Origin of the sequence: Microcoleus sp. B13-B6, assembly GCF_036705405.1 — a bacterium.
Lineage (GTDB): Bacteria > Cyanobacteriota > Cyanobacteriia > Cyanobacteriales > Microcoleaceae > Microcoleus.
In genome coordinates, this window is sequence record NZ_JAUBUJ010000158.1 from 1 (window position 1) to 11018 (window position 11018).

Sequence of the window (11018 nt, forward strand, 5' to 3'; positions counted from 1 at the left end):
ATGATGATGACTTAATTCTCTGCAGTCTTCAGGGTTTTTTACCCTTATTTTTTTTCCGTCTCTACACAGACGCACTGCCACCAATCCGATTCCATCCTCAACTCGGTTGTTAAATCCCCATGTGGCGAAGATATTTGGCGGGTCACTGCCTGAGAAAATAGATCGATGCCTGGGATTTTATAATAAGATAAAGCCTCTTTCTGATATCAAGAAAAGGGCCTTGTTTGTTGAGATGATTAAACAAAAAATAGAGAAAGGATACCGATCTGGGTTGTTGTTATGTTTATCTCTTTGCTGAGACTAATCTTGATTGTTCATATCTTCATGTTTGTTTACTTCTCTCAATTTACGACCCAAATATTTAGCTCCTCTACGACCGACAAACTTAGCTCCTGCTGATAAAATGCTTTGATCCTGTTCATGAGAATTGTTTGGGTTTTGGGGTTGTTGTTTGTCTCTCCCAAAACTAGCAATAAATTCAAAAGCTGTTATCAAGCCTACTAGCAATATTAGAACGACCAAAAATATCGACATCAGCAATAATCCCAGCAATAGTACAGCACCCTTACCCTTCAGACTAACCAAGATGATGGTGATAATGTTCTCCCACCAAGAACAGCCCCAGCGTCCACAAAATTCTGCCAAAATTAGTTGCATTAGATTTTTACTCCTTAAACTGTATGTCCCTAACTTTTTTGTTCTAACCGCGCTTCGTGCTTTCTTCAAGAGAAGAGCCGATCGCACTTTGGTAGAAATAGCAATCGCCCTGGTAAATTTAGCTAAGTATCAATCACTTTGGCTAAAGAAGGTGGCGCTGGTGGAGACTGAGAGGGTCGGGAAATATAGCTCAGTTTAGGACGACAAGCTTCTATAATTTCGTTCCGAAACTGGTTGATTTTATCATTTTTTGCACAAAATAGAATCAGATTATTTCTACTTGTATAAATGACAATATAACGCTGTTTTACAACAAAAGCCAACACAATAAATATAATACCAATGAAGAAGAAACCGAGGGTTAAAATTCCGAGCCCGAGCAGCCACCAAGTACAGCCTTCCCCAATTTCAACTGCTTTGACATTTTGAATGGGAATGACAATTTCTTTGATTTCTAAGCCAAAAAATGAAGTGAAATTTCCTTGTAAGGTGTCCCCAATAATTTTAAGAGTTCCAGTTCCACTGGTTCGGAGTGGAACTGCACCGACTAATTGACCGGGAAGACCGCTGATTTGTGTAACTGATTTAGACTTCATTTTCTTTGATTATTGTTGTACTAAAAATGACATGGCTCGTACAGAATTTGTTTTCCGCTGTGCCTGAGTTCCTGGTAGGGAAACGGCAGTGCTGTGTACCTACACCGATCGCTCTTCTGAGTTGGTATTACATTAAACCTTTAAGTCTTTCTAGTGCTTTTTTCTGTTTCAGGAATTTGAACTTGGTTACTGTCTTTGCTTTTTAAACAGCAACTTTTTTGTAAATGTAATCAACAGCCTGTTGAACTGTTTCTATTTTCTCCGCAACTTCATCGGGAATTTCAATGTCGAATTCCTCCTCGATTGCCATAATTAGCTCTACTGCATCGAGAGAATCGGCTCCTAAATCCTTGGCAAAATTAGCGTTGATGGTGACTTCACTTGCATCAATTTCTAGCTGCTCGGCAACAACGGCTTTGACTTTTTCATAAATTTGCTGCTTAACCTTATCGCTTGGGGAAGATTCTGCAACAACGGTAGGAGTATTGGTATCAGGTGTAGTTCGATCGGCATCTAATTCTAATTCCTCTTCCGATTCATCTCGGACTCTGAAGTAGTAAAAGAGATTAGCAACAGCAAAATCAGAGGCTTTTTCCAAATTCGACGCTACTAAACTTTTATGACCCGCTATTTGCCCTTGCTTAATGATATAATCTTCATAATTTTCACGTCGCTGCCGATCGAGCATCCATTCCAGTTGAGTGCGAAGCGCATAAAAATGAGACTTCGGCCGCAAATTTTCATAAAATAACTGTTCGTCTGGGATTGCTAAAGCTGTTGCGGCTGAGTTTTTCTCCACCTTAACAGCCGAGTCAGATTTATTAAAATCAGCACTTTGCAACTGCTTTAACTCACTTGGCGGCAAAGATTTAATCCATTCAATCTGATTTTGCCAAATGTCTAATGCGGCTAAATCGTGATTGTGAATTCGCGTAATTTCAGGAAAAAGAAAGTCAAGCTCTTCGTCTGAGTCACAACAGTCTATAATACCGAGGCCGTCTTGACGGATTTTTTGTTGCAGTTGAGAAAGCCGATCGCCCGCAGCACCAAATTCATTCTGCACCTGATACGTGCCGATAATACTTTGCTCGATCGCCCAACCGCACTCTAATCGGCGCAACTGTCCCGCCGCACAGGTTTCTGCCAACAAATGCGGGTTTCTGTAATCGGCTAAAGCTTCAAACAACATCCCCCGCGCCGCATCAATTTCAGCATTGCGGCGGTTGATATCTTCCAGTCGCAAAGCCGATCGCATTCGTTGAATTGCTTGATTAAATAACCCGTAAGCCTGCACTAAGACTAAACGGTGGTTCTCAAATTTTATATCTGCAACAACTTCGGAAATTAATTGCTTAATTTCCGCACCTTGGCCTTTCAAAAGTTGTTCTAAATTGATGAAACCGTTTTCTACTTTAACTTCCAGCTTTTCAACTGCTTTTTTTAGTTTCAATGTCTGGTGCAAATTCACCGCCGACAAGGCTACCCCGGCGAAAGTTCCAACACCAATGACGGCTGTTGTCGCTTGCAGCACGCCCAAACTGGCTTGGACGGCTTGAAAGCCCATGTGCATTTGCTGCATCTGCAAGCCGCCCATAACAAGCTGCATGGGAGAGACTAAGGGGGAGAGAGGGCTATTGTTGAGGGCCGCGCCGACGGCATGGGCCGCAAACTGTCCCGTCGCTGCATCTCTCGCCATGCCGATCGGCACTCCAGTAGATGTAAACACTTGTGCGTACTTGCCAGCCTCGATCGCAGCCTGTACCGCTGCGGGAAATACAAAGTTCATCATCAATTTTTACCCTGGTAGCAAACCACAGAATAACTAATATATTATGATAATTTAAATAAAAAAAATTATCATTAGGCCCTGCAAATGGACACTTCGCTAATTAGTTCGCAAACGGTTGAGCTTGTTTCGCTGCTGACTGGGCAAAGACTACGAAAAGAGGATATTACTCCGCCTCTGCTTTTTCTGGCGGCGCTAGTGACGGTATTGTTGGGAGTCATTCATGCCGACGGTACGGTAAGTGCTGAGGAAAAGCAGCGATTGCGGACAACTTTTACGGAACTTATCCCCGCTAACAACAGTTTGCGCCCATTGGTAATGCCGATGGTTAAGAGCGTGCAAGACCGGCAAGTTTACAATAAAGTGACGGTGTTGTTGGCGCTGACTGCGTGTTTTTCTGAGGAGGAAAAACTACTGCTGATTAGTTTTGGGTATCAAATGTCGGCGGCAGATGGGACAATAGACGATCGCGAAAGACAGTATTTGCAAAACATCGCCAACAGACTCGGAATCGATGGGCGATTTTTGACTGTTTTGGAAGCGAGTTTTAGCAGTCAAGCAATAAGCGATACAGCAGCTTTAGCAGAAGTTCACTCGTTACTAGATCCAGCACGATTTCAAGCTCTCGATTCTTTATTTATCCGTGCGGCTAGTCACATTATCGAACATTTGCCACCCAAACCCAAACAGCGAACAAATCAAAAACAGTCAGTCTCGTCATATCAGGAGTTGAAAAAGTTTCAGGAGTATCGGCAACAACTGGATGCTGTTTGTGGAAAACTAGGTTTAACTCTGCAAGATGGAATCGATCGCAACGTGCTATCTCCTAATTTAACAGAAGAAGTAACGAAAGTATCTCAGAGATTGAAATCTCAATGTTTTCGCGTTGCTGTTGTCGGCGAGTTTAGTAAAGGAAAATCTACTTTACTTAATGCTTTGCTGGGCGAGGAAATTCAACCGGTGCGGGATATTCCCTGTAGCGGTACGGTGACTGTTTTGAAATACGGGCCGCAGCAGCGGGTGATCTGCAAATACAAAGACGGACGTGAAGAGGAGATTTCACCTGAGCAATATCAAGATAAAGCCTCGATTTCTGAGGAAGCGGCTTTAGGTTCTTTTGGAGATGAAATTGTCAAGTCAGAAATCGAAGAAATCATTTTCGAGCATCCAAATCTAGAATTGTGCAGCAATGGTGTAGAAATTATTGATACTCCCGGATTGAACGAACACGCGGAACGCACGTTAGTTACCGAACAGGTTCTCAAAACAACTGATGCGGTGATTTTCTTGACTAACGCTCAAAATGTTTTGACAAAAACAGAGCGGGAACTGCTTTTGGATTTGAAAAACAAGTTGAATCCGGGGAAAGATGATGAAGCGGCGAAGAATATTTTTGTTTTAGTTAATTTTGCTGATTTGCTGCGTCGGGAAGGAAGCCGTCAACAGGTAAAAGGAAAGGTAGAAAACTTTGTTAAAAAACCAAATTTTATCGCTGGTGAAAACCGGATTCATTTTGTTTCGGCTCAATCTGCACTCAATGCGATTTTGGACGGGACGGAAAATGAGTATGTGAAATCTTTTCAGGATTTTACTAAATCTCTGGAACAGTTTTTGACCGTTGAACGAGGGGCGATCGCACTTAACCAATCCGCCGCCGGAATTAAGCAAATTATTAATACTGGCTGCGATGAATTGACTCAAGATAGGAAAATTCTAGAAGGAAACTTGACTGTTTCTCAAGGAGATAAGGCGAAGATTTTTGAACAAATGGCGGAAGCAAGCGGCCGGGATGTTAAGATTAGACTTTTAGCTAATGAACTGAGGGATGAATCTGTAGGAAAAGCTATTGAATCTTCTTGGAATGAATGGGTGAAAATATTGGACGATCGCATGGCTACCAAAAGTAAGGAATGGACTTCGGAGCACAATCAGATTTGGAGCCAAAACCACTTGATCCAAGATTATGCCAATCAATTTGTGAAGGAACTAACACAAGAGATTGATGACTGGAGCGCCCAAAAATTGCAGTTTATATTGAAACAAAAAATAGCAATTTTAGACAGCAAAATTAATGAAGAGATTTCTGCAATTCGACAAGATTTTCAACAGTTGGATCTGCAACTTAGCACTAGCCTTGTTACTCAATTCAATAACTTCGCCGCAAGAAATCTGGGTGGAATTGGTATCGATGGACTAGATATCGCTTCATCAATCAACTCAGATATTGGAGGTGCTGGAGGTTTTTTGGGTGGTTTAGGTCTTGGTGGAGCCGTCGCGGCTGCATTGCTGGCGTTTGCAGGAGTTGGTATCATTCCAGTTATTTTAGCAGGGTTAGCTGCTGCATCAGGTGGATCGTTTGGGCTGGGGATGCTAGATGTAGATGGAATTCACTCTCAGATCAAGCAAAAAGTTTGTGAGTTAGGGTTGCAGAAATTTAAGGAATCTAAGGAGTCGATTCTTGAGAAGATAAAAGAAAGAATTAAAGCAGTATTTGACGAACGACATAAAACAGCTAGCGGTGCGATCGCACAAGCAATCTCTCTGTGGGATAATTTATTAGAACAGCAGGAAAAGCGCGATCGCCAAAATCAAGCAGAATGCGAGGTCCAAAAAGTTTGGCTGGCTGAAAAACGTCGGGAACTTCAAGAAATAGAAAGGCAAATTGAGGCAGTTTTAAATCAAAGTGCTGGATAATTTACCAAAGCTTGATTGGCGATATTTGTTACTCTAGCTGTTAAACTAATTACGATCGCCCTCAACCCTCAACACGATTTCATGCTATGTGGGAGAAAATTGCCGCGCACATCTGTGAAACAACCGGAGAAACATTTTCGATCGACAATCGGCGTTCTGTCAGCGGCGGCTGCATCAATCAAGGCTATGCTATCAGCAGCAGTTCCCGCACTTACTTCGTGAAAATCAATCAAGCTTCCCAAGTCGCGATGTTTGAAGCTGAAGCGCTGGGTTTGCAGCAAATGGGAGAAACCCAGACGATTCGAGTACCTGAGCCGATTTGCTGGGGATCTGAGGGGAATTCAGCTTACATTGTGCTGGAATGGCTGGATTTGGGAAGTCGCGGGGGCGATCGAGCTTGGGAAGAAATGGGGCGAAAACTCGCCGAAATGCACAAATACACCCCCCCCAGCCCCCCCTTGCTAAGGGGGGGAGAAGAGCCTAATTCTACCTTGCTAAGGGGTGGAGAAGAGCCTAATTCGGGCTTGCTCAGGGGTGGTTTTGGGTGGGATATTAATAATACGATCGGCTCAACTATACAAATTAATAATTGGACGGCCAATTGGGCAGAATTTTGGGCCGAACATCGGATTGGTTATCAGTTAAAATTGGCTAGGCGTCGGGGTGGTCATTTTCCACAAGGGGAACGTTTATTAGAGGTAATTCCTGAGTTGTTAGCAGGTTATGAACCTCAACCCTCGCTAGTTCACGGAGATTTGTGGGGGGGAAATGCGGGGGTGACATCTGCGGGGGAACCGGTCATTTTTGACCCGGCAACTTATTTTGGAGATAGAGAAGTTGATATCGCGATGACGGAGTTATTTGGCGGGTTTGCGCCGCAGTTTTATCGAGGATATAATCAGGTTTTGCCGTTGGATGGAGGCTACGAGCAGCGCAAAACTTTATATAATCTATATCACATTTTGAATCATTTTAATTTGTTTGGTGGGAGTTACGAGTCGCAGGCGAATCAGATTATTAATAGAATCTGCGGTGAGAAATAGGGATTTTTTATTTCTCACCGCAGATGAACGCAGATAAACGCAGATGTAAGGTTTATCTACGACCGTTGCCGCTTTATTTTTGCTTAGCTGTTGCTTTTTTCTTCGCTTCTTTTTCAGCTTTTTTAGCCGCTTTTTCAGCTTCAAGTTTGGCGATTTTTGCTAGCTCTTTTTCTTCGGCTATTTTATCGAGATAGTAGTGGTAATCTCCCAAATAAGGGCGAAACTCTCCATCCCGGATTTCGACTATTTTGTTGGCGACTTGGGAAATGAAATAGCGATCGTGCGAAACGATAATTACGGTACCGTCATAATTCTGAATCGCCTCTTCCATCATCTCTTTCGCCGGAATGTCGAGGTGATTTGTCGGTTCGTCCAAAATCAGCAAATTCACAGGAGTCAACAGCATTTTTGCCAAAGCTAAGCGGGCTTTTTCGCCGCCGCTTAAAGCGCCAACTTGTTTGAATACTGTTTCGCCGGTAAATAAGAAACGGCCCAACAAAGTCCGAACTTCTTCATTTTTCCAGTCGGGTACTTCGTCGTGAATCGTTTGCATCACGCTTTTATTCAAATCTAAGGCTTCTGCCTGATTCTGTTCAAAGTAACCGGGGACGACGTTGTGGCCTCCCAATTTGACTGTACCTTCAGAAGGCTTTTCTAAACCCATAATCAGTCGCAGCAGGGTGGATTTGCCCGCGCCGTTGGGGCCGAGAAAGGCTATACGATCGCCCCTTTCAATTAATAAGTCGGCTCCCAAAAATAGGATTTTTTCGCCGTAGGTGTGCACCAAGTCTTCAATTATGGCTACTTCGCGGCCGCTGCGGGGTGCCGGGGGAAAGCGGAAATGCAAAGTTTTTAATCCGCCCGTGGGCGCTTCGATGCGTTCGATTTTGTCTAACTGTTTCTCGCGGCTTTTGGCTTGGGTGCTGCGAGTGGCGCTGGCGCGGAATTTTTCAACGAATGCTTGCTGTTTTTCGAGTTCTTTTTGCTGGCTTTCGTAGGCGCTGAGTTGGGCTTCTCTGGCTTCTGCTTTTTGCAGCAGATAGGAGGAGTAGTTGCCAAGGTAGGTGCTGGAAACGCCGCGTTCGGTTTCGACGATTTGGGTGCAGAGCCGATCGAGAAATTCGCGGTCATGGGATACGATTACCATCGGGGTTGTCAGCCCTTTGAGGTATACTTCCAGCCATTCGATCGTTTCTAAGTCGAGGTGGTTGGTAGGTTCGTCTAACAGCAGGATGTCGGGTTTTTGCAGGAGAATTTTGCCCAAACTCATCCGCATTTGCCAGCCGCCGCTGAAGGCGCTGACTAATCGATCGCCATCTTCGGGTTCAAATCCGATTTCGGGCAGAATTTTCTCGATTTGGGCTTCTAAACCGTAGCCGTTTAAGCCTTCAAATTGCCGTTGCAGCCGATCCATTTTGTGGATCAGTTCGTCGAGATTTTCAGGGGAGGAGTTTTCCAAGTCTCGATGGACTTGCATCAGGGATTCGTGGACTTCGTTGGCTTCGCTGAAGGCGCGCCAAAATTCTTCTTTGACGGTGCGAGTTGGATCGACTTCAAATTCTTGGGAGAGGTAGGCGATGTGGAGGCTGGCGGGGCGAATGACTTCGCCTGCGGTGGGTTCTATTTCGCCGGCGATGATTTTGAGTTGGGTGGATTTACCGGCACCGTTAACGCCGACTAAGCCGATGCGATCGCCCGGTTTGACTTCCCAGGTGACATCTTTGAGTACGACGCCTGTGGGGTAAATTTTACTGATGTGTTCGAGTCGCAGCATTGTTGTAGGGACTGGGGAAGGGCAGGTTTAGCGGCGGATGGGATGCCGGCGCTGAGGTCGAGTTAATCTTAACAAATTTTAATTATATTTAGACAGTGGCAATATTTTTGATTTGGTGGGACTTACGCGAAGAAACCGGGTTTCTATGAAAAATCGCATATTCTCAACTAGAAATCTACGAATAAACCCGGTTTCTGGCCTCGACGTGGGTGCAGGACTATTTGGGTAGGGCGATCCTCTTCGAGGGCTTCGCTAACGGGCGATCGTGTTGTTTCAGATTGAATTTCTCGAATAATGGTTGAGACTTCTGCACATTATAAATAATAGTCAGTGTCAACCTCGATCGCAAAAGAGAGCGATCGTGCCAGCAAGAGACATTTATCATCAAGTTGTCAAACAGGCTCTCATTAAGGCTGGCTGGACAATTACCCACGATCCGTATACCTTGGCTTGGGCGAAGAGAAACCTATCGATCTTGGTGCCGAACAGCTATTAGTTGCTAAGAACAACGATCGCAAGATAGCCGTTGAAGTTAAAAGTTTGATCGGAGAGTCTAGAATTGCAGATTTAGAGCAAGCTTTGGGTCAATATACTCTTTACTATGACATCTTAAAACGGACGGAATCAGAAAGACAACTGTATCTGGCAATTCCACTAAATGCTTTTACAGAGCTTTGTGAAGGAGAAAATTTGGGTCAGATATTGCTAGATAATAACCGTCTAAATTTGGTTGTTTTCAACCAAAAAATAGAGGAAATAGTACAATGGATAGCTTAAATAATTATCGCAAACTTGTTAAGCAGCTCCTTACTGAATACGCTGAGATTCCCGTTTTTGACAGTAGAACCCAAAATGAAATAATTTTTGATTTGGAAAATGACCGCTATATGTTAATAAATATAGGTTGGTTTAACGAGCAGCGCATTCACCATTGCGTGATTCATATTGATATTATTGACTCTCAGGTGTGGATTCAAGCAAATAATACCGATCGCCTGATTGCTGAGGAGTTAGTTGCAGCGGGAGTTCCGGCTAAATCAATTGTTTTGGGGCTTCAACCGCCTGATGTTAGACCTCATACTGCTTATGGAGTGCCTTCTAGGGAGCAGCAGCGAGAATCTTTGAAAGTATGATGGAGTGGAAGGGATTTGAATTGGAGGGCGAGAATTTATGAGTCGATACAGTAAGGTAAAATGAAGATAATCGCTTAAAGGTTACAACTATGACTTCGGTATCAAGCGGAAAATCAACCATTATTCGCACCGAGCGCGGACTCACGATCGCAGGTACGCGGATTACACTTTATCAACTCATGGATTACATCTGCGCTGGCTATCCACCCAAGCTAATCCACAATCAGTTTTACATAACCGACGAACAATTCAACGCAGCAATGTCCTATATTGAAGCAAATCGTACTGAAGTAGAGGCAGAGTATCAAATAGTTTTGCAACAGGCAGAAGAAATCCGGCAGTATTGGGAAGATCGCAATCGCGATCGACTCGCTCAGATTGCAGGAATGCCGCCAAAGCCCGATCGAGAGGCAGCTTGGGCAAAACTTCAGGCACGAAAAGCTAGACTTGCTGTATCAAGCTGATGATTTTTATAATTGACCATAATATTGAGGGGCAAGCTCTCATGCTTTTTGGCAGCATAACTGCCGGAGGTTGGCTTGATTTACTATCGATTCGCTTCGTGATTTTTGAAGAAGTTCAGTTACCAATTAATAGTAGCGATCGAATAGTTTGGCGATTTGCTCAAGACAACCAGATGATTCTGCTGACAGCAAATCGCAGTATGAAAGGAACAGATTCGTTAGAGCAAGTTATTCGTGAAGAAAGTTCACCAACTTCGCTACCTGTTGTTACTCTCGGAAACATCGATCGAGTGGCTGAGCGTGACTATCGGGAGCAATGTGTCGATCGCTTGATTGAGCTTGTACTTTACATCGAAAACTATATAGGAGTTGGTCGGATTTTCATTCCTTAACACTGTCGGCTTTAAGGGACGATTGAGCGATCGGGCTTTTTATTATTTGTTAAGGGCGATCGCGCTTCAAAAACCTTTAAAGCAGGCGATGGGAGAAGGTTGTAGAAAGGTGAGGGTGATGAGGTGCGAGCGCTTTTAGGAGTGAAGGGGCGATCGTAATTCAAGGGCGTGTTTTTTACTATCAGGGACTTGGTGAAGGGCTAGGTGATGAAATTAACTCACCATTTTTCCAATTTCCTGATTTACGAGTGCCATCAGAATATATAATTATTCCTAAACCGTTGGCCTTGTCATTCTGCCACTGCCCTTCAAAGCGATTGCCATTAGCCCATGTGTATATTCCATAGCCATAATATTTTCCATAAAGCCAATTCCCGGAATAACGATCGCCATTAGACCAAACAGGGTAAGCTCATCTAATTTAGTATAAATTGTACTTGACAAAAAGACAAATATAAAAAATGTGGTATTTACGTATT

At 43.7% G+C, this 11018-nt stretch carries 11 protein-coding genes and 1 pseudogene; 6 read left to right on the forward strand and 6 right to left on the reverse strand.

Annotated features, from left to right (window positions below; all coding sequences use genetic code 11):
• Positions 1-300: 300 nt before the first annotated feature.
• The 3 genes from QUB35_RS36670 to acpP all read right to left on the reverse strand — a co-directional run bounded on the left by QUB35_RS36670 (position 301) and on the right by acpP (position 1686).
• Positions 301-657, reverse strand: coding sequence for a hypothetical protein (locus QUB35_RS36670; RefSeq protein ID WP_333101778.1), 357 nt, complete (start codon positions 655-657; stop codon positions 301-303).
• Positions 658-779: 122 nt separating this feature from the next.
• Positions 780-1253, reverse strand: a complete 474-nt coding sequence (locus QUB35_RS36675) for a hypothetical protein (protein WP_333147641.1) — start codon at positions 1251-1253, stop codon at positions 780-782.
• Positions 1254-1455: 202 nt separating this feature from the next.
• Positions 1456-1686 carry an acyl carrier protein gene (acpP, locus tag QUB35_RS36680; protein ID WP_333147658.1) on the reverse strand — a complete coding sequence of 77 codons (231 nt, stop codon included), beginning with the start codon at positions 1684-1686 and terminating at the stop codon, positions 1456-1458.
• A 1440-nt stretch (positions 1687-3126) separates the two neighbouring features.
• Here acpP and QUB35_RS36685 point away from each other — a divergent pair.
• Positions 3127-5733, forward strand: a complete 2607-nt coding sequence (locus tag QUB35_RS36685) for a dynamin family protein (protein ID WP_333147643.1) — start codon at positions 3127-3129, stop codon at positions 5731-5733.
• An 86-nt stretch (positions 5734-5819) separates the two neighbouring features.
• Complete coding sequence (locus tag QUB35_RS36690) at positions 5820-6776, forward strand: fructosamine kinase family protein (RefSeq protein WP_333147646.1); 957 nt, start codon at positions 5820-5822, stop codon at positions 6774-6776.
• Positions 6777-6849: 73 nt separating this feature from the next.
• On the opposite strand, the gene QUB35_RS36695 is transcribed toward QUB35_RS36690, so the two are convergent.
• Positions 6850-8550, reverse strand: a complete 1701-nt coding sequence (locus tag QUB35_RS36695) for an ABC-F family ATP-binding cassette domain-containing protein (protein ID WP_333147648.1) — start codon at positions 8548-8550, stop codon at positions 6850-6852.
• 217 nt (positions 8551-8767) lie between these two features.
• The gene (locus tag QUB35_RS36700; protein ID WP_333147661.1) at positions 8768-8983 is read right to left on the reverse strand and encodes a hypothetical protein; all 216 of its coding nucleotides are present in this window, start codon (positions 8981-8983) and stop codon (positions 8768-8770) included.
• Between QUB35_RS36700 and QUB35_RS36705 the strand changes: the two are divergent.
• From QUB35_RS36705 to QUB35_RS36720, 4 genes and pseudogenes are all read left to right on the forward strand, one after another.
• A pseudogene (locus tag QUB35_RS36705) lies at positions 8912-9327 on the forward strand (element excision factor XisH family protein). The gene QUB35_RS36700 and the pseudogene QUB35_RS36705 sit on opposite strands and share 72 nt — an antisense overlap.
• On the forward strand, positions 9315-9683 hold the full coding sequence (locus QUB35_RS36710) for a XisI protein (protein WP_333147650.1): 369 nt from the start codon (positions 9315-9317) through the stop codon (positions 9681-9683). The pseudogene QUB35_RS36705 and the gene QUB35_RS36710 overlap by 13 nt, the downstream one beginning before the upstream one ends.
• Before the next feature lie 89 nt (positions 9684-9772).
• Positions 9773-10147: a DUF433 domain-containing protein gene (locus QUB35_RS36715; RefSeq protein ID WP_333147652.1), complete on the forward strand. Its 375-nt coding sequence runs from the start codon at positions 9773-9775 to the stop codon at positions 10145-10147.
• Positions 10147-10539, forward strand: a complete 393-nt coding sequence (locus tag QUB35_RS36720; RefSeq protein WP_333147654.1) for an ACP S-malonyltransferase — start codon at positions 10147-10149, stop codon at positions 10537-10539. Before QUB35_RS36715 ends, QUB35_RS36720 begins: the two co-directional genes overlap by 1 nt.
• 181 nt (positions 10540-10720) lie before the next feature.
• Here QUB35_RS36720 and QUB35_RS39335 read toward each other — a convergent pair whose 3' ends face one another.
• Complete coding sequence (locus QUB35_RS39335) at positions 10721-10879, reverse strand: hypothetical protein (protein WP_445252095.1); 159 nt, start codon at positions 10877-10879, stop codon at positions 10721-10723.
• Between the last annotated feature and the right edge of the window lie 139 nt (positions 10880-11018).

Excerpts from the sequence above, each read along its gene's own strand:
- QUB35_RS36685 (WP_333147643.1), top strand. The coding sequence starts at position 3,127 with ATGGACACTTCGCTAATTAGTTCGCAAACGGTTGAGCTTGTTTCGCTG.
- QUB35_RS36715 (WP_333147652.1), top strand. The coding sequence starts at position 9,773 with ATGACTTCGGTATCAAGCGGAAAATCAACCATTATTCGCACCGAGCGC.
- QUB35_RS36695 (WP_333147648.1), bottom strand. The coding sequence starts at position 8,550 with ATGCTGCGACTCGAACACATCAGTAAAATTTACCCCACAGGCGTCGTA.
- QUB35_RS36670 (WP_333101778.1), bottom strand. The coding sequence starts at position 657 with ATGCAACTAATTTTGGCAGAATTTTGTGGACGCTGGGGCTGTTCTTGG.
- QUB35_RS36675 (WP_333147641.1), bottom strand. The coding sequence starts at position 1,253 with ATGAAGTCTAAATCAGTTACACAAATCAGCGGTCTTCCCGGTCAATTA.
- QUB35_RS36710 (WP_333147650.1), top strand. The coding sequence starts at position 9,315 with ATGGATAGCTTAAATAATTATCGCAAACTTGTTAAGCAGCTCCTTACT.
- QUB35_RS36690 (WP_333147646.1), top strand. The coding sequence starts at position 5,820 with ATGTGGGAGAAAATTGCCGCGCACATCTGTGAAACAACCGGAGAAACA.
- QUB35_RS36720 (WP_333147654.1), top strand. The coding sequence starts at position 10,147 with ATGATTTTTATAATTGACCATAATATTGAGGGGCAAGCTCTCATGCTT.